Raw genomic sequence first — 16,825 nt, 5'->3', positions numbered from 1 at the left:
CTGCGCATTATCACCCATGCGCCAATGACGCCGGCCGCTGCAGGCTGCCTGAAGGCGACGCGCGGCGCGGGCGCAAGCGCGGCTCATCATCACCTGACGCCATGACGCATCGCTGCGCGACAGTACCCGACCCAATCGCCGCAACGCGTTCGCAGCGCATGCCTGGGTGCGCGGCACGCGTGGAGCGCCGCCCACCCAGGCATGGCGGCGCGCATCTGAATCGCTAACCGGTCACCGCGGCACGCTACTTGTATCGCGGCGCGGTTCGGTCAAAATGCCGCGCTTCCCACGCGATTTCGCCGCGCCAGGCTCGGCATTCCATGGCACACCCCTGCCTTACCTGCGGCGCCTGCTGCGCCTATTTCCGCGTCAGTTTCCATTGGAGCGAAGCCGATCCTGCATTGGGCGGCAGGGTGCCGATCGAGCTGACCGACGCCCTACGCACGCATGAGCGGGTGATGCGCGGCACCTCGCAGTCGCAGCCGCGCTGCATCGCGCTGGACGCGGACATCGGGCGCTACAGCCGCTGCAGCATCCACGACCGCCGCCCCTCGTCCTGCGCGGCCGTGCCGGCCTCGCTGGAATTCGGGCAGCGCAGTGCGCAATGCGATAAATCGCGTTTGGCGCACGGCCTGCACGCACTGACCGATGCCGATTGGGTTGGCGTGGACGACGCACAACGCAACCCGCTGCCGCCGGTGTAATGCCGTAGCGCAGCACCTGGTGTCGTGCTCGCAATCGCGTCGGCAGGCATCTGGCCGGGATGACCGATGCGCTGCATCGGATTTGGATGCAGTCATTCCAGTCATTGCGTGCAGTGAGCTGACGCGTGGCCGCACGCTGCTGCCGGCGCAATGCGCTAGAGCGGATTGCGCTCCAGAAACGCGCGAATCGCCGGCACCAACACCTCATGCTTGTCTTCCAGCACATAGTGATTGGCATCGTCGAATGCTGTCACTTCGGCCTGCGGCAGTGCCTTGCGAAAGCCGGCCAGGAAGTGTTTGTCGAAGCAAATGTCGCGCAGGCCCCAGGCAATGAAGACCGGACGATCGGCGAACGCAGGCAGCGCCTGCGCCGAGCGCTCCAGCAGCGACCAACCCTTGTCGGCGGGCGACAGCGGAATATCCTGCATGAAGCGGATGGTGGAGATGCGATTGCGCCAGTTGTTGTACGGCGCCACATACGCACGGCGTACATCCGACGGCATCGGCCGCGACACGCCCAACCATGAAGCGCCGGACGAGAACGCATTGAACGTGCGGATGAACCACTCGCCCAGCCGCCAGTGCCGGCCCATCGCAATCTGCCACGGCATCGGCTTTTCCGCCGGCAGCGGGAACGCTGCGGTGTTGGTGATGACCAGCCGCTTGACCTGGGCGTGATGCGACAACGCCCAGCCGAACCCGATCATGCCGCCCCAATCGTGCACCGCCAGCGTCACCGGCCCGGTGATGCCCAGATGCCGCAACAACGTATCCAGATCGTCCACGCGCGATTGCAGCGTGTAGTCATAACGCGGCTGCGCGTCGGGCGCATCGTCCGGCTTGTCGGACAGCCCCATGCCGATGTGATCGGGCACGATGCAGCGGTAGCGATCGGACAGGCCGCTCACCAGATGCCGCCACAAATAACTCCACGACGGATTGCCGTGCAGCATGACAACCACCTCGCCATCGCGCGGGCCTTCGTCCAGATACGACATCGCAACGCCGGGGCGCACTTCAAGGCGCTTGGGGGTAAAGGGGTAGCCGGGGTAATTCATGCAAAAACGCGTCCGATTCAGTTCGAGTAATTTCGCGCGGTGCAGGTGCTGCCCTGTACCGCACACAAGTGCAGATTACGTTGATTGTCACGATGCGTCCGGGCCAAGGCACGCCAACCGTAGCGGAGATTCGAGTAGATCCCAAGCGTCACTCGGCTTGCCTGGCATGCCCCCGATACGGCGGCAGTTGATGCTCGTCGCTGGACAGCAGCTGTAGAAATGCCGGATGTAGGAACAGTTTTTCTTTGCCTAAACGCTGCTCTTTCAAGACACCGATATCTACCAGTTCCTTGAGGTGACGTGCAGCGGTTTGCCTGGTCACGCCTAGCACCTCTACAACATTTTGGATGCGGCAATACGGCTGGTTGAAGATCACATCGACAAGCTCGCGGCTGTAGGCCTTCGGTGCGAGGCTGCGGACGTGATCTTGCGCCTGTGCCTCCAAGCCGCGAATCGCCTGGATTTTGGCTGTTGTCCATGCAGCAGTCTCAGCGACGGCAGCGAGCATGTAATGAATCCACTCGGCCCAGTGCCCATGCCGCGTCACGTCCAGCAGCAAGCGGTAGTAGTCGCTGCGATGTCGAATGATGTAGCGCGACAGATACAGCACCGGTACATCGAGTAATCCTTGTTCGATCAGCATCAGCAGATTCAACACCCGCCCTGTGCGACCGTTACCATCGGTAAATGGGTGGATCGCTTCGAATTGATAATGCGCAACCGCCATCCGGATCAATGGATCGACATCGGTGTGTTCGTGGATAAAGCGCTCCCAGTTCGCGAGTTTGTCGCGTAGCAGCGTTTCACCCACTGGCGGGGTATAAATGATCTGCTGGATCTGATCGTTAGCCAGCGCAGTACCAGGCACGCGACGAACCTGCATCTGTACCGCGTTGATACGACTGCACACGACAATTGCGGTTTCGGTACACAGCGGCCGCTGTCTGAGCGATTGAAAGCCTTCGTACAGCGCACTGCGGTAACGCAGGGCTTCTTTGGTCGCGGGATTTTGGGCGCGCTCTTGGTCGTCTGCGTAGCGAAATAAATCGTCAGTGGTCGTGACGATGTTTTCGATCTCCGAGCTGGCCTGCGCCTCCAGGACCGGAATCGTATTGATCAACACGGCCGGGCTGGGTAACAACGCGGTGGCCTGTTTCAGTTCGGCCAGGGCGGTGCGTGCGACGATGCAAGCCTTGAGCAGGCTGCGGGTTTCTATATCTCCCGCCGGCGGTAGCGGCGGGAGAGCATTGTGGGGTTGACCAGGGTCGAAAGCGGGTGGTTCATCCATGGCACCTGCTCATGTTGCGAGAACGAACATGATGCAAGAACGCGTTCTAAAAATCCATTTTTTTTAACGCGTCTTTCCGTGCATCACCAAACCACTTCGGCCATCGAGCAATTCAAGCCCGAGCCAATGCCCAGCAGCGCGATGCGGTCGCCCTTCTTCAGGCGGCCCAGCTCCTTGAGCTTGCTCAGCACGATCGGCACCGAGGCCGGGCCGATGTTGCCGTGCTCGCCGAAGATGGTCATGACCTTGGCCGGGTCGATGCCGAACGACTTCACGAAGGCGGCGGTGTGCGGGCGGCTGACCTGGTGGATGACGAACTGGTCCAGCTCCTCCACCGCCCAGCCCAGCACCTGCCTGGCGGCCATGAAGGTCTTCTGGGCCAGCTTGATCCCTTCGATCAGCAACAGCCGGGTGTCGGTGACCATGCGGTCCAGGTTGCCCCGGCACAGCTTGTTCCACTCGGTGGCCGAACGGGTCACGCCGCCCTTGTAGCGCGGCGCGTCGGGCACCAACTCGGTGCGCGCCATCACCATGGCTGCTGCACCGCAGCCCAGGGTCAGCGCGGCAAGTTCGTTGCGGAACTCCTCCTCGGTGACATCCGGCGAGGTCATGCGCTCAAGGGTCTTTTCGTACACCAGGTTGGCAGTCTCGCCATCCACCACCAACGCATAGTCGATCTCGCCGCGCTCGAGCATGCGTGCGGCGATGTCCATGCCATTGATGAAGGCCAGGCAGGCGTTGGCCACGTCGAAGGTGACGCAGTGGTCGCCCACGCCCAGGTTGCCGGACACGATGGACGCCGTGGACGGCTCCAGGTAATCGCGGCTCACCGAGGTATTGACCAGCAGGCCGATCTTCTCGATGCCGATACCGGCATCGATCAGCGCCTTGCGCGCGGCCTGGGTGGCGGCGTCCGATGCCTGGACATCCTGGTCCCACAAGCGCCGTGCATGGATACCGGCAACGTCGCCCAACACGTCGGTCTTGATTCCGAGGCGGTCGTAGGTCGGTTGCAGGCGTTCGTTGATTTCCTTGGAAGTCAGCGTGTGCGGCGCATCAACATGCGCCAGTCCCGCGATGGAGACATTCTGGAAGAGCATCGAAGTAGCGCCATGGCGTCAGGCGAGGGGGCGCTAGTCTAGCCGCTGGCTGGTTTTACCGCATCTTTACAATTGAATCGCCTGCGCCCCAACCCAACGGTTCAGCGCGGGGGGCAGCGGAAGGCGTTGAAACGCTGGCTGCCGTCGGCCGGCTGGCCTTGCGCCTGCACCGCATTGGCGTTGGCGCCGGGGGCCTCGTTGCGCGCCAGCGTTTCCAGCTCTTCCTGCACGCGCAGCGGGTTGCGGTTGTAGAAGCCGACCTTGCTCTTGACCGTCACCACCACTTCGCCCTGCTGCTGACACCCCGCTGGCACAGGGCCTGCGGGCAGCACCCGCACACTTTTGCCGCTTTGTTCGATCGGCACCCAGGTGCACGCCGCAGTGGTGGTGGCAACCAGAACAGACAGCATCAGCACGCGCATAAGTCATCACACCTGTGGGGAAAGCCGGATTGTGCCGCAGTTGCCTGCTGGCGATCCGGCGCGCGGTGGCACCCGCCATCCACCCATTCAGCGCACCGAACCGCCTTGCCTTGAGCGTGCATACCCGTTTAGCCGCGGTGTCCGCCGTCCTGCAGCGCGTCCGGGTGTCCGGACGCGGACACTCTTACGCGGCTGAAATCCCTTTAAAAACAATGGCCTTTTGTTGGCACACCGTTTGCTCCCCTGTATCTCGCAACCGCCGACAGCCGCTGAAACTGACTTTTCGCTGAACAAAATAAAAAGCCACGCGAAAGTTCTTGTGCGTACCGAGACGGTGTACTACCTTACTACCACACCACTGATTAACAACACCAAGAGACCCCGCCATGAAGACCCAGACCCTGCGCATCGCCCTCTCCACCGCCCTGTTCGCTGGCGCCACCCTGGCCGGGTTTGCCCAGGCCGCGAGCCTGACCACCCTGGACACCGTCCAGGTTCGCCCGGCCGCCGACCAGATCGCCCAGCAGACACTGGAGCGCAACAGCGCCATTCGCACCCTGACCGCCGTGCAAGTGCGTCCCTCGGCCGAGCAAGTGGCCGCACTGGCCGCCGAACAGGCCGGCCCGCGCATCGTCACCTTGGCGGCGGTGCAGGTGCACCCTTCGGCTGAACAGCGTGCCGACCTGGTGGTGCGCAGCGCCGCCTCCAGCGCGCAGAGCGCCTCCAGCCAGGCAGCTGGCGCCATCGGTGCACTGATGGGCCAGGTCATCGTGAACCTGCCGACGCCGCAGCTGCAGCCCTCGCCGGCCGAACTGGAAGCGCTGGTCAACGCCGCCATCAGCCTTTAAGCACGCGCGCAGCTACACTTGCGCGCATGCCAGCACCTGTCCTCGACGTCATCCTGTTTCAGCCTGAAATTCCGCCCAATACGGGCAATGTGATTCGCTTGTGCGCCAATACCGGCGCGCGCCTGCACCTGATCGAGCCGCTCGGCTTCGACCTCAGCGACAAGCAGCTCAAGCGCGCCGGCCTGGACTACCACGAATACGCGCCGTTGCAGGTGCACACCGACCTGCCCAGCGCCCTGGCCGCGATCGCGCCCAAGCGCGTCTTCGCGCTGAGCACCCGCAGTACGGTGCGCTACGACACACCGCAGTTCGCCGATGGCGATGCGTTTTTATTTGGTCCGGAAACCCGCGGCCTGCCGGCCGAGGTGCTGGAGTCAATTCCGCCGCAGCACCGGCTCCGTTTGCCGATGCGCCCGGACAACCGCAGCCTCAACCTGTCCAACACCGTTGCGGTGATGGTGTTCGAAGCCTGGCGGCAATGGAATTTCGCTGGCGGCCAGTAACCAGGCGATAGCCGGGACTGTACGCAACGGCATGCGCCTGCGTGCCTGCTGGCAAGACCGCATCGACGGACGCGCGATGAGATGGTGGCTACCGCACCTGATCTCTCACCAGGACGCGGCATCTGTGGTGGTGGCTATCGTTGGACAGCGACAGACACTGCATCGATCCGGACCAACGAGGTGATGATGTGCGCCGCGTCATCTGCGCGACTGCCAGGCCTGCCGGCCGACAGGACACGCCCCGGTCAGATCGCACTTGCTCGTCCCTACCAGCGCAGCGCGATCGATAACGCGCAAGCCGCGACGGACAGCGATCGGTCGCTCCGCTTGCGCGCGCCCTGCGCACCGGTCACAGCACTGTCTCGGCCTGCATGGAAGCCGCTGCCTGCAACATGCCGCGACAGCCGGCCCATAACGCCACTGCCAGCAGCGCGATCGCACCCAAGGTCAGAAACGCGATGCGGTAACCGAAGGCATGCGCCAACCAGCCACCAAAGGCCGGACTCAGTGCCGCACCGACGCCCTGCACGGTCATCACCGCGCCCTGGCCGACATTCACGCGCCCGGTGCCTTGCAACAACCGCGCGACCAGTGCCGGCACCACCACGCTTTGCAAGCCGGCGCCGAGCCCATCGAGGATCTGCACCGGAAACACGCCCCAGCCGTGAATCACCGAGGCCGCCACCAAGGCGCGCAACGGCAGGGCCATGAACGCCACCAGCAGCACCCACCAGTGCCCATGCACGCGTATCCAGCGCATCGCCAGCAGCGCGACCACCACCATCGTGGCCTGTGCCACCACGATGGTGGTGGCCGTCAATGCACTCGGGTCGCCGGCGTGCGCCGCCACGATCGCCATGCCGTACAGCGGCAGCATCGCCGCATTGCCCAGATGGAACAGCCCCAGCGTCACCGCCAGCAGCGCCAGCGGGCGGCAGGTCAGCAGCACACGCCAACCGCTCAACGCATCCCCACCGTTGTTGCTTGCCAGACCGCGTGCTGCGCGGTGGTCGATGGCCGCAGCCGGAATCGCCAGCACCGCCACCAGCGCCAGGGCGCCGAAAAAGGCGGTCAGCAGGAACACGGCGGCGAAGCCATAGCGCCATCCCAACCAGCCGGCCAGCACCGCGGCCAGCACGTTGCCGGCATGGTTGGCCACCTGATTGCGCGCCAGCTGATGGTCGAAACCGTGCGCGTGCACCAGCCCCAACGTAATGCCCGTCAATGCCGGGCCAATGCCGGCCGCTGCCAACGCCGAGGCGATCTGGGCGGCGACCACGCCCGAAGAGGTGGGCTGCAGCCAGATCAAGGCGGTGGCAAGCAGGATCGCCAGGCAACCGATGACCACCACGGCGCGTTTGCGCCGGGTGGCATCGACCAGCGCGCCGGCCGGTGTGGTGGCGAGCATGCCGGCAATGCCGCCCACGCTCATCACCGTGCCGATCGCCGCCACCGACCAGCCTTTGGATTGCAAAAACACGCTGAGGAACGGCCCCAGCCCGTCCTGCACATCGGCCACGCTGAAATGCAGGGCTTCCAACGCGCGTGTCCCACGGGGCCTGGCCTTGGTCATCGGCATGGCACCGCTCCGCTGCGAGCGCGCACGAAGGCGCACGTGGCAGACCACGGGGCGGGCATCTCAGTGGCGCGCGGTGGCCGCATGTCAGGCTCCTAGTGTTTGGGCTTGGGCTTGGGTTTATGCGCAGGGCCGTGCGGTGGATGCTCGATCTGCTTCAGCGTCGCCGCCTTGCCACCCAAGGCATGGGCATGGATCAGCACACCGTGCGGCGTGGCCTTGGTCTCGCCTTCGGCCACCAGTGGCTTGCCGACCACTAGCTGCTTGGCGAAGTCGCCACCGGCATGCGGCGGAAACCGCACCGTGACCGCATCGTCCAGCAGCACGCCATGCACCTGCCCATGCGGACCGTGCAGCAACCGGGTGATGGTGCCGCTGTGCTGGGCCACTTCCGGCTTGGGCGGTTTGCCGGGCGGTTTGGGCTTGGGCTTGGCGTGCGGCCCATGCGGGCCTTCATCGAGGATGCGCTTGCCGCCTTCCGGATCGATTGCCAGCGCCACCAGCATCTCCACGTCGCGCGGCTTGAGGCCACGTACGGTGAGCGCGCTACCAGGCTTGAGCGCCTTCAGCAGCGCCTCGGACAGATGCGGCGGGGTGTGCACTTCGGTGCCATCGGTGAGCAGCAGGCCGTCGATATCGGCCTTGGGGTTGAGCAGGAAACGCGCCAGGGTGCCGCGGGTGGCGGGGAGGAAATCAGGGTCGACCCAATGCATGGTGTTACTCCGAAAAAGGACCGGCATTGCCGGTCAAGCCGCTGGCCACGCGGCTGCGTGACCAGCGGAGGAAACCAACGAACAAAACAGGAGCGGTACGACTCAACGGCCGGCCGGCGGAACCGGCGCGCCCGGCGGCGGTGGCGGCAGCGGGCCGTCCGGACGCGGCGCGGTGAACAGCGCACGCAGCGAGGAGCGATCACGCCCCAGCTGGGTCGCCTCGATCGCACGGCCGTCCGGGGTGGCCACACCGAAGCCGCTAGCGCTCAGCGGCTCGCCCACGCGCAGCAGATCGGCAAACTGCAGCGCCAGATGCGGTGGCATCCGCACCACCGTGCCATCGCTGACCAGCGCACCATTGACCTCGCCGGCAGGCCCATAGACCAGGCGCTGGATCGTGCCATCGGACTGCAACGGGGTCAGCTGGCCGGGGGTCGGCGGCGGCGGCGGGGCGGCGCCGAAGGTGGGCGGACGGTCGACCACCTCGCGGCCGCTACGGCCGGAGCGGATCGAACTGACCTGCAGCACCGGCAGATTGCCCAGACGGAAGCCCTTGACGACGACATTGTCGCCGGCCCGTACGGCTGCCTTCACCTCGCTGGACAGATGCGGTGGAAACCCGACCTGGGTGCCGTCGCGCAGCCACAGTCCGTCGACCTCGCCATTGGGGTTGAGCAGGAAGCGCTCGACGGTACCGCTCACGCTCACCGGTGTGGCGGCGACCGGGGTCGGCGGGGCTGGCGGACCGCCGATCGGGCCGTTGGGCGCCGGCGGCGGCGGCGGGGCGGCCACCTGTGCGGCGGCGGCGCCGATGGTGCAGGCCAGGGCAATTGCAAGAACAGTCTGACGCATCATGGGGATGTCTCCTGCGCGGCGGGAAGGGGCCGCGTACCAGAGACAAAGCAGCAATCGTGCCAACCAATAACTGATTGTTTTGAAAGAGCTTTATTTGCTCTGCAACCGGACGGAGACGTCTGCATTTCATCCACCCTGTCCGGTTTTGGGACACCTGTCCCGCAGCCTGTGATCGATGTGCGCACAAGTGTCACAGGCCGTATTCCTCCAGCTTGCGATAGAGCAGCTGCCGATGGATCCCCAGCCGGCGCGCGGCCTCGGCGCGATTGCCCTGGCTGTGTTCCAGCGCCGACCGGATCATCTGCGTTTCCAGCCGCGCCACGGCCTCGGGCAGGGTCCCGGTCACCACCGATGGCTCCTGCGGCGGCAACTCGCCCGCCTCGCCCAGCGCTTCATCCAGATCCGCCGCATCGATGCTGGCGCCACGCACCAAGACCTGGCTGCGCTGCATGACATTGCGCAATTCGCGCACGTTGCCAGGCCAGCGGTGCGCGAGCAGGCGCTCCTGCGCGGCCGGCGACAGGCTCTGCGCACGCGCTGAATCGGCGCTCAGGAAGTGCTGCGCCAGCAGCAGGATGTCCTGGCCACGCTCGCGCAATGGCGGCAGTTCGATCGGCACCACATTGAGGCGGTAACGCAGGTCGCTCCGAAAGCGTCCGTCGGCCACGCAGGCCGCCAGGTCGCGATGGGTGGCGGCCAGCACCCGCACATCCACCTTCTGCGGGCCGCTGCCACCCAGTGGCGTCACCTCGCCTTCCTGCAGGAAACGCAGCAGCTTGGCCTGCATCGGCAATGGCATGTCGCCGATTTCGTCCAGAAACAACGTGCCGCCATCGGCTTCGCGAATCAGCCCGCGTCGGTCGCTGCTGGCGCCGGAAAACGCCCCCTTGCGATGGCCGAACAGCTCACTCTCCATCAAGTCCAGCGGAATGGCCGCGCAGTTGACTGCGACAAATGGCGCATTGGCGCGCGGGCTGGCGCGATGCAGCGCGCGTGCGGCCAATTCCTTGCCGGTGCCGGTTTCCCCGGTGATCAGCACCGGCAGATCGGACGCCGCTGCCAGCCCGATGCGCTTGTGCACGGTGCGCATCGCCGGGCTGTGGCCGACCAGTGCATCCTCATCTTCGACCGGCGCAGGCGAGCTGTCTGTCGCTGCAGCCTGCGCATCGGCACGACTGAGCAGCGCGCGCTCCACCACCTCCACGATATCGGCACGGCCGACCGGCTTGACCAGATGATCGAAGGCGCCCAGCGTCATCGCCTCGATCGTGTTGCCACTGGACACATGGGCGGTCAGCATCACCAGCGGCACCTGACGCGCCTGCGCATCGTCCAGGCGCGCACGCAGCACCGCGATGCCATCCATGCCCGGCATGCGGAAATCCACGAACGCCATGTCGATGCCGCCTTCGCTCAGCCGCGCCAGCCCGTCCGGCCCGTTCCCGGCGGCGACCACCGTATGCCCGAGCGAGCGCAAGGTGGCCTGCAAGGTGGTGCGAAACGCCGCGTCGTCGTCGATGATCAGGATGCGCGCCATGGCAACTCCAGGATGAAATGGGTCAGCCCGTCGGCATGTGCGTAGCGCGCGTGCCCGCCATGCGCACGCGCGATCTCGCGCACCAGCGCCAGCCCCAGGCCATTGCCGTCGGCGCGGCCACTGACGAACGGTTCGAACAGGTGCGCAGCGATCGGTTCTGCGATCGGCGCGCCACGGTTGCAGACCTGCAGCTGCAACATGCCCTCCACTGCTGCCGCCTGCAGCGTGACCTCGCTGCCTGGATCGGCGTGCTGCGCAGCATTGCGCAGCAGGTTGTGCACGGCGCGCCCCAGCTGCTGCGGATCCAGGGTCCAGCGCAACGGCGCGGCCGGAAGCAGCAGGCGGGGCGGCGGCGTGCCCGGCGGTAACGGGCTGTGTTCCAGCAGCGTCGCCAGCCAGTCCTGCACGACCACCGTCTCCAGTTGCAGACGAATCGGCTGCACCATGCCGAGCAGACTCTCGACCACGCCATCCAGGCGACGAATCTGCGCCAGCATCAACTCGCCATGCGCCGCATCGTCCGGCGTCGCATCGCGGCGCGCGATCTCGTTTTCCAGCGCCAACCGCATCGTGGCGATCGGGTTGCGGATCTCATGCGCCACCGTGGCCGTCATGCGCCCCAGTGCGGCAAGCCGTTCGTGCCGCGACAGCTCGTCGGCCAGCCGGCGCGTCTGCGCCAGCGCCTGCGCGTTGCGCTGCGCATAGTCGTTGACCGCCGCGCCCAGGCGGTCCAGTTCCGGCGCACCGGTCGGCGGAATGTGCGGCGTCTGGGTGTCGGCGGCCAGCGCCTGCTGGATCCGCTGCAGGCGCTGGCTCCAGCGCCGTACCACCACGCCCAGCGCAATGGCCGATATCGCCACCATCGCGAAGATCAGCAGCATGCCAACGACCAATGGCCGCCATGCGTCGGCCTTGCTGGCCGGCACCCGCGTCATCGTCCATGCCGCGCTGCCGGATGCCAACGGACAAGCGCTGATCAGCAGCACCTCGCGGCGACCGTCGCGACGGTATTGCGCCGCCTGCCTTGTCGTCACGCTCTGCTGCGCCGTGTTGACGATGTTGGCCCACTCCGCGGCGGGAATATCGGTCTTGTGATCGCTGCCGTCGTAGGTCGGGTAGGCATAGGCAACAAAGCCCTTGTGCAGGTCCCAGACACCGCCTTCGACGCCTGGCGCATCGGCCAGCACCAACTGCACCACCACCGCTGCCAGGCCTGCGCCATCGTCGCCGCGACGCGCCGCCTCGCTTGCCCCGGCATAGCGTTGCACGATGCGCGCGCATTGCCCGCCCAATTGCTGGCGCGCCTCTTCCAGCCGCACACCCTCGGTCTGCCGATACAGGCCGTACAACATCGTGGCCACGCCCACACAGGCGGCCACGATCACCATCCAGATCAGCAACAGTTGCCGGAGCAGCGAACGGGGCATGGACGAAGCGGCCTGAAGAGGACAGCCAGTGTGCGCGAGTACAACTGAATTAACGCAGGTTGGTCTTCACCAACTCGATGACCTCATCGCCACGCCCGCTCATCACCGCCTTGAGCAGATACAGGCCCATGCCCTTGGCCTGTTCGAGCTTGATCGCCGGCGGCACCGCCAGCTCCTGCGTGGCGATGCGCACATCTACCAGCGCCGGACCCGAATGCGCGAAGGCTTGGCGCAATGCACGCTCCAGTTGCGACGACTCATCGACACGGATGCCGAGGATGCCCATCGCGTTGCTCATCGCCGCGAAATCCGGATTGTGCAGCTCGGTACCGGTATCCAGGTAACCGGCAGCCTTCATCTCCATCGCCACAAATCCCAGCGAAGCGTTGTTAAACACCACCACCTTTACCGGCAGGTTCAATTGCGCCAGCGAGATGAAATCGCCCATCAGCATCGCAAAGCCACCATCGCCCGATAGCGAAATGACTTGCCGACCGGGAAATGCTGCTTGCGCACCAAGCGCCTGCGGCATTGCGTTGGCCATCGAGCCGTGATTGAACGACCCCAGCAAGCGACGCTTGCCGTTCATGCGCAGGTAGCGGGCGGCCCACACCGTGGGCGTGCCGACATCGCAGGTGAACACTGCATCCTGATCGGCAATCTGGCTGATCAGCCGGGTCACGAACTGCGGGTGCAGCGGCTGCCCGGGATCTGCCGGTACCGCCAGATCGTCCAGCCCTTCGCGCGCCTTGCGGTAGTGCGCAAGCGACTTTTCCAGAAAGCCACGTTCTTCGCGGCGCTGCAGCTGCGGCAGCAACGCCGCAATGGTTTCACCCACATCGGCGGCAATGCCCAGCTGCAACGGCGTGCGCCGACCGAGCGCGCTCGGGTCGCGATCCACCTGCACGATGGTCGCGTCCTTCGGGTAGAACTGCCGGTACGGAAAATCCGTGCCCAGCATGAGCAAGGTGTCGCAATTGAGCATGGCGTGATAACCGGAACTGAAACCGATCAGGCCGGTCATGCCGACATCGAACGGGTTGTCCCACTCCACGTATTCCTTGCCGCGCAGCGCATGCACCACCGGCGCACCCAACGTGTCGGCCAACGCCACGACTGCGTCATGCGCGCCGGCACAGCCACTGCCGCACAACAGCGTCACTGCCTTGCTCTGCTGCAGCAGCTCGGCCAATTGCCGCACGTCCTCGGCGGCGGGCAGCACCCGCGGCTGACGCAGCGCCGGCCACGCACTGGAGACATGCTTGTCCACCTCCAGCAGCGCGATATCGCCGGGAATCACCACCACCGCCACGCCTTGCTGCAGGATGGCCGTGCGCATCGCCCGATGCAGCACTTCCGGCAATTGCGCCGGGTTGGTCACCAACTCCACGAAGTGACTGCACTCGCGAAACAGCTCCTGCGGGTGGGTCTCCTGAAAATAGCTCAGCCCGATCTCGGACGATGGAATATGCGCGGCAATCGCCAGTACCGGCTGGCGGCTGCGATGGCAATCGAACAGCCCGTTGATCAGGTGCAGATTGCCCGGCCCGCAACTGCCGGCACACACCGCTAGCTGGCCGGTCACCGCCGCCTCGGCACCTGCGGCGAACGCGGCCACTTCTTCGTGCCGCACATGCATCCACGCGATGGTCTGCATCTCGCGCAAGGCATCGGTCAAGCCGTTGAGGCTGTCGCCGGTCACGCCCCAGATCCGCTCGACCCCGGCGCTCTGCAGCGTCTCGGCCAGAAAGCGCGCCAACGTTTTTTTCTTCGCCACGATGCAGCTCCACAGGTGTGTTCAACAGGCGTGCAATGCTCCCAGCGGCGGTGTCAGTGCAATGTGCTGGTGGAGCGAGCGCGCGTAAAACGTTGGAAGCCCGGCGATCTGCCGCGTTTGTGTACACATGCCCACGTCGGCGCCACGTAAGCGCTAGAGCATCACGTTTTGCACGTGCTGTACGCGCATCTGCACGCGACACAAGAAAGCGCAGCTGAATCTGGCGCGATGATTCATCAACTGGTCAGTCCAAAATTCATGTCGCGTTCCATCGAATAACGGAGAATTTACATCTCGGCAGCGAACGGCATCCGCCTCAGCGCCGGTCCAATCAAATAAGTACAGGTATCCCGATCATGAAGACTTCTTTGCTGGCCCTCGGCCTTCTCGCAGCTCTGCCGTTTGCGGCTTCGGCTGCTGAAAACCTCTCCTACAACTTCGTCGAAGGCGACTACGTGCGCACGCCGACCGAAGGTCGCGATGCGGACGGCTGGGGCGTGAAGGCCTCCTACGCCATCGCTCCGAACTTCCACGTGTTCGGCGATTACAGCAAGCAGAATGCTGACGACAACAACAACGTGTTCGAGAACACCGACTCGGACTTCCAGCAGTGGGGCGTCGGCGTGGGCTTCAACCACGAAATCGCCACGAGCACCGACTTCGTTGCGCGCGTTGCCTACCGCAAGCTGGACCTGGACACCCCGAACATCAATTTCGACGGCTACAGCGTTGAAGCCGGTCTGCGTAACGCCTTCGGCGAGCACTTCGAAGTCTATGCCCTGGCTGGCTACGAAGATTTCTCCAAGAAGCGTGGCATCGACATCGGCGACAACTTCTACGGCCGCCTTGGCGCCCAGGTGAAGTTGAACCAGAACTGGGGCATCAATGGCGACATCCGTATGGATGGCGACGGCAACAAGGAATGGTCGGTCGGCCCGCGCTTCAGCTGGTAAGCCGCACGTTTGACTGCAACGCGCTCTCTCTCCCGCGTTGCACTGGAAGCCCGGTCCCCCGACCGGGCTTCTTTCTTTTGGGCGATCGGTTGGCGGTTTGGACATGCACGTCACGATGCGCGTCACTTCGCACAGGGAACCTCGCCAACGATGCATCTGCGTCACGAGGGTGGGCCGCGCTCGCGTTGGGTGCCCCAACGACCTGGCGCCCGATCCGCCAAAGCGGTGCTTGCGCCGCGCGGCAAGCGGCCAAACAAAAAAAACGCCCGGTACTGCCGGGCGTTGTGTTGTGCATTTTCGCATCGGATGCCGAGGCGCTACCGGTCTTGGCGCGGCGAACAAGACGGAGCGAGCAATCATCCGGTGGCGTGGACAGCGCGCGGAACCGTCATGCAAGGGTGGCGCACGAGGATTCTAAGCACCGGCCACGCACGACTGGCAGTAAGCGCAGCGGTTTGTCGGCTGTTCTCAGGTAAACAAGGTCTGCGGGTACTCTGGCTTGCGCTCGCGTGCCAGCAGTTCCTTCAGGCCTGCTTCCGGAGTGATTTCACCGTGCAATACCGCGCGCACGGCATTGGAGATCGGCAGTTCGATGCCGTGGTGTTCGGCCTGACGCATGACCTCATCGGCCGTCTGCACTGATTCGACCACCTGGCCGATCTCGCGGATCGCATCGTCCAAGCTCTGGCCGCGCCCCAGGGCCAGACCCAGGCGCCGGTTGCGCGACAGATCGCCGGTGCAGGTAAGCACCAGATCGCCCAACCCGGCCAGGCCCATCAGGGTCTCCGGACGTGCGCCGATCACCGCCGCCAGACGCAGCATCTCGTTCAAGCCACGCGTGATCAGACCGGCCCGTGCATTGAGACCAAGCTGCATGCCGTCGGCCACGCCGGTGGCCACCGCCAGCACGTTCTTCATCGCCCCGCCCAGCTCGGCGCCCACCATGTCGTCGCCGGTGTAGGCGCGGAAGGTGGGGCCGTGCATCGCATCGGCCACCACTTGTGCGAACGCCGCATCGTCGCCGTGCACGGTGATGGCGGTCGGCAGGCCGAGCGTGACTTCCTTGGCGAAGGAGGGCCCGGTCACCACGGCCAGCGGAACGCTGGGGCCGAGGATGTCGCGTGCCACTTCATGCAGGAACCGCCCGGAACCGGGTTCGAAGCCCTTGGTCGCCCAGGCAACGCCGGCACCGGCCGGACGCAGCGGTGCGATCAGCCGGATGGTCTCGGTGAACGCATGCGAGGGCACCACCACCAGGATCCAGGTGGCGTCAGCCACCGCCGCCTGCAGGTCGGTGGTGGCACGCAGACTGTCGGGCAGCGCAATACCCGGCAGATAGCGCGCGTTCTCGTGGGTGCGGTCGATGGTATCCACCATCGCCGCATCGCGCCCCCAGAGCACGGTCGGATGACCATGCCTGGCGAGCAGCGCGGCCAGGGCCGTGCCCCAGGAGCCGGCGCCGAGAACGGCGATCTTGTGGGTCCAATCGCTCATCGGCGCAATCAACGCTTAGGCGTTGCCAGCCGGCTCGGAATCGGCCAGCGAAGTGCCTTCGTTCTGACGCTGACGCAGGGTTTCTGCGTACAGGGCTTCGAAATTGATCGGCTGCAGGTAGAACGGCGGGAAGCCGCCGGCCTGGATCAGGTCGCTGACCAGGGTGCGCACGTACGGGAACAGGATGTTTGGGCACTGGGTGCCGAGCAGCACGTCGATCGCCTGCGGGTCCAGGCCGACCAGGCCGAACACGCCGGCCTGCTGCACTTCGGCCACATAGGCCGTCTTGCCACCGGCGGTGCAGGTCAGAGTCACGGCCAACACCACTTCGAAGGCGTTGTCGTTGAGGCGCTGCACCTTCTGGTTGAGGTTCAGCTGCAGCTCGGGCTGGTTGGCGTCATTGAAGACGGCCGGTGCGTTCGGAGATTCGAAGGACACGTCCTTGACGTAAATCTTTTCGATGGTGAAGGCGGGACCAGCAGCGGCGTCGGCCGGCGCAGCGGCGCCGTTGAGGATTTCGTCGGACATTCCTAACTCCAGAAACGGTTCGGTGGATGCAGCGTTGAGTGA

General features: G+C 65.1%; 16 protein-coding genes and 1 other RNA gene. 4 read left to right on the top strand and 13 right to left on the bottom strand.

Annotation, left to right across the window (positions count from 1 at the left end; all coding sequences use genetic code 11):
* Positions 1 to 320: 320 nt before the first annotated feature.
* On the top strand, positions 321 to 704 hold the full coding sequence (locus tag ACDH77_RS01075) for a YkgJ family cysteine cluster protein (protein ID WP_008572198.1): 384 nt from the start codon (positions 321 to 323) through the stop codon (positions 702 to 704).
* A gap of 155 nt (positions 705 to 859) precedes the next feature.
* Here the strand turns inward: ACDH77_RS01075 and ACDH77_RS01070 are convergent, their stop codons facing one another.
* The 4 genes from ACDH77_RS01070 to ACDH77_RS01055 all read right to left on the bottom strand — a co-directional run bounded on the left by ACDH77_RS01070 (position 860) and on the right by ACDH77_RS01055 (position 4,572).
* On the bottom strand, positions 860 to 1,762 hold the full coding sequence (locus ACDH77_RS01070; protein ID WP_014089013.1) for an alpha/beta fold hydrolase: 903 nt from the start codon (positions 1,760 to 1,762) through the stop codon (positions 860 to 862).
* Positions 1,763 to 1,910: 148 nt separating this feature from the next.
* The gene (fic, locus tag ACDH77_RS01065; protein ID WP_080721016.1) at positions 1,911 to 3,050 is read right to left on the bottom strand and encodes a protein adenylyltransferase Fic; all 1,140 of its coding nucleotides are present in this window, start codon (positions 3,048 to 3,050) and stop codon (positions 1,911 to 1,913) included.
* 83 nt (positions 3,051 to 3,133) lie between these two features.
* Complete coding sequence (locus tag ACDH77_RS01060; protein ID WP_008572193.1) at positions 3,134 to 4,150, bottom strand: 3-oxoacyl-ACP synthase III; 1,017 nt, start codon at positions 4,148 to 4,150, stop codon at positions 3,134 to 3,136.
* Between the two features lie 101 nt (positions 4,151 to 4,251).
* Entirely contained in the window at positions 4,252 to 4,572 is a 321-nt protein-coding gene (locus tag ACDH77_RS01055; RefSeq protein WP_008572192.1) for a DUF4156 domain-containing protein, read from the bottom strand.
* Between the two features lie 386 nt (positions 4,573 to 4,958).
* Between ACDH77_RS01055 and ACDH77_RS01050 the strand changes: the two genes are divergently transcribed.
* A complete protein-coding gene (locus ACDH77_RS01050) occupies positions 4,959 to 5,420 on the top strand; it encodes a hypothetical protein (RefSeq protein WP_029818268.1) in 462 nt (153 codons plus the stop codon).
* Between the two features lie 26 nt (positions 5,421 to 5,446).
* Positions 5,447 to 5,923, top strand: coding sequence for a tRNA (cytidine(34)-2'-O)-methyltransferase (locus ACDH77_RS01045; RefSeq protein ID WP_008572190.1), 477 nt, complete (start codon positions 5,447 to 5,449; stop codon positions 5,921 to 5,923).
* Positions 5,924 to 6,272: 349 nt separating this feature from the next.
* Here the strand turns inward: ACDH77_RS01045 and ACDH77_RS01040 are convergent, their stop codons facing one another.
* From ACDH77_RS01040 to poxB, 6 genes are all read right to left on the bottom strand, one after another.
* Complete coding sequence (locus ACDH77_RS01040) at positions 6,273 to 7,502, bottom strand: MFS transporter (RefSeq protein WP_029818267.1); 1,230 nt, start codon at positions 7,500 to 7,502, stop codon at positions 6,273 to 6,275.
* Between the two features lie 92 nt (positions 7,503 to 7,594).
* Positions 7,595 to 8,212: a hypothetical protein gene (locus ACDH77_RS01035; protein WP_003488352.1), complete on the bottom strand. Its 618-nt coding sequence runs from the start codon at positions 8,210 to 8,212 to the stop codon at positions 7,595 to 7,597.
* A 102-nt stretch (positions 8,213 to 8,314) separates the two neighbouring features.
* Positions 8,315 to 9,067 (bottom strand): hypothetical protein, encoded by a 753-nt coding sequence (locus ACDH77_RS01030; protein WP_014089009.1) that lies wholly within the window; start codon positions 9,065 to 9,067, stop codon positions 8,315 to 8,317.
* 190 nt (positions 9,068 to 9,257) lie between these two features.
* A complete protein-coding gene (locus tag ACDH77_RS01025) occupies positions 9,258 to 10,604 on the bottom strand; it encodes a sigma-54-dependent transcriptional regulator (protein WP_031420670.1) in 1,347 nt (448 codons plus the stop codon).
* The gene (locus ACDH77_RS01020; protein ID WP_031420669.1) at positions 10,589 to 12,031 is read right to left on the bottom strand and encodes a sensor histidine kinase; all 1,443 of its coding nucleotides are present in this window, start codon (positions 12,029 to 12,031) and stop codon (positions 10,589 to 10,591) included. Before ACDH77_RS01020 ends, ACDH77_RS01025 begins: the two co-directional genes overlap by 16 nt.
* Before the next feature lie 49 nt (positions 12,032 to 12,080).
* Complete coding sequence (gene poxB, locus ACDH77_RS01015; protein ID WP_031420668.1) at positions 12,081 to 13,790, bottom strand: ubiquinone-dependent pyruvate dehydrogenase; 1,710 nt, start codon at positions 13,788 to 13,790, stop codon at positions 12,081 to 12,083.
* A gap of 374 nt (positions 13,791 to 14,164) precedes the next feature.
* Between poxB and ACDH77_RS01010 the strand changes: the two genes are divergently transcribed.
* On the top strand, positions 14,165 to 14,761 hold the full coding sequence (locus ACDH77_RS01010; protein ID WP_003488520.1) for a diffusible signal factor-reguated Ax21 faimly virulence factor: 597 nt from the start codon (positions 14,165 to 14,167) through the stop codon (positions 14,759 to 14,761).
* Positions 14,762 to 15,094: 333 nt separating this feature from the next.
* Here the strand turns inward: ACDH77_RS01010 and ACDH77_RS01005 are convergent.
* The 3 genes from ACDH77_RS01005 to secB all read right to left on the bottom strand — a co-directional run bounded on the left by ACDH77_RS01005 (position 15,095) and on the right by secB (position 16,783).
* A non-coding RNA gene (locus tag ACDH77_RS01005) (sX9 sRNA) lies at positions 15,095 to 15,168 on the bottom strand.
* A gap of 61 nt (positions 15,169 to 15,229) precedes the next feature.
* Positions 15,230 to 16,255, bottom strand: coding sequence for an NAD(P)H-dependent glycerol-3-phosphate dehydrogenase (locus ACDH77_RS01000; protein WP_008572015.1), 1,026 nt, complete (start codon positions 16,253 to 16,255; stop codon positions 15,230 to 15,232).
* Positions 16,256 to 16,270: 15 nt separating this feature from the next.
* Positions 16,271 to 16,783, bottom strand: coding sequence for a protein-export chaperone SecB (gene secB / locus ACDH77_RS00995; RefSeq protein ID WP_003488515.1), 513 nt, complete (start codon positions 16,781 to 16,783; stop codon positions 16,271 to 16,273).
* Between the last annotated feature and the right edge of the window lie 42 nt (positions 16,784 to 16,825).

Origin of the sequence: Xanthomonas axonopodis pv. maculifoliigardeniae (assembly GCF_041519315.1) — a bacterium.
Classification (GTDB): Bacteria; Pseudomonadota; Gammaproteobacteria; order Xanthomonadales; family Xanthomonadaceae; genus Xanthomonas; species Xanthomonas euvesicatoria.
Note: the sequence above shows the minus strand (reverse complement) of the source record. Positions and strands in the feature narration are given on the sequence as shown.

Coding starts and splice junctions, on each gene's coding strand:
- fic (WP_080721016.1), bottom strand. CDS start 3,050: ATGGATGAACCACCCGCTTTCGACCCTGGTCAACCCCACAATGCTCTC.
- ACDH77_RS01000 (WP_008572015.1), bottom strand. CDS start 16,255: ATGAGCGATTGGACCCACAAGATCGCCGTTCTCGGCGCCGGCTCCTGG.
- ACDH77_RS01030 (WP_014089009.1), bottom strand. CDS start 9,067: ATGATGCGTCAGACTGTTCTTGCAATTGCCCTGGCCTGCACCATCGGC.
- secB (WP_003488515.1), bottom strand. CDS start 16,783: ATGTCCGACGAAATCCTCAACGGCGCCGCTGCGCCGGCCGACGCCGCT.
- ACDH77_RS01075 (WP_008572198.1), top strand. CDS start 321: ATGGCACACCCCTGCCTTACCTGCGGCGCCTGCTGCGCCTATTTCCGC.
- ACDH77_RS01010 (WP_003488520.1), top strand. CDS start 14,165: ATGAAGACTTCTTTGCTGGCCCTCGGCCTTCTCGCAGCTCTGCCGTTT.
- ACDH77_RS01040 (WP_029818267.1), bottom strand. CDS start 7,502: ATGCCGATGACCAAGGCCAGGCCCCGTGGGACACGCGCGTTGGAAGCC.
- ACDH77_RS01070 (WP_014089013.1), bottom strand. CDS start 1,762: ATGAATTACCCCGGCTACCCCTTTACCCCCAAGCGCCTTGAAGTGCGC.
- ACDH77_RS01025 (WP_031420670.1), bottom strand. CDS start 10,604: ATGGCGCGCATCCTGATCATCGACGACGACGCGGCGTTTCGCACCACC.
- ACDH77_RS01035 (WP_003488352.1), bottom strand. CDS start 8,212: ATGCATTGGGTCGACCCTGATTTCCTCCCCGCCACCCGCGGCACCCTG.
- ACDH77_RS01050 (WP_029818268.1), top strand. CDS start 4,959: ATGAAGACCCAGACCCTGCGCATCGCCCTCTCCACCGCCCTGTTCGCT.
- ACDH77_RS01055 (WP_008572192.1), bottom strand. CDS start 4,572: ATGCGCGTGCTGATGCTGTCTGTTCTGGTTGCCACCACCACTGCGGCG.
- ACDH77_RS01045 (WP_008572190.1), top strand. CDS start 5,447: ATGCCAGCACCTGTCCTCGACGTCATCCTGTTTCAGCCTGAAATTCCG.
- ACDH77_RS01060 (WP_008572193.1), bottom strand. CDS start 4,150: ATGCTCTTCCAGAATGTCTCCATCGCGGGACTGGCGCATGTTGATGCG.
- ACDH77_RS01020 (WP_031420669.1), bottom strand. CDS start 12,031: ATGCCCCGTTCGCTGCTCCGGCAACTGTTGCTGATCTGGATGGTGATC.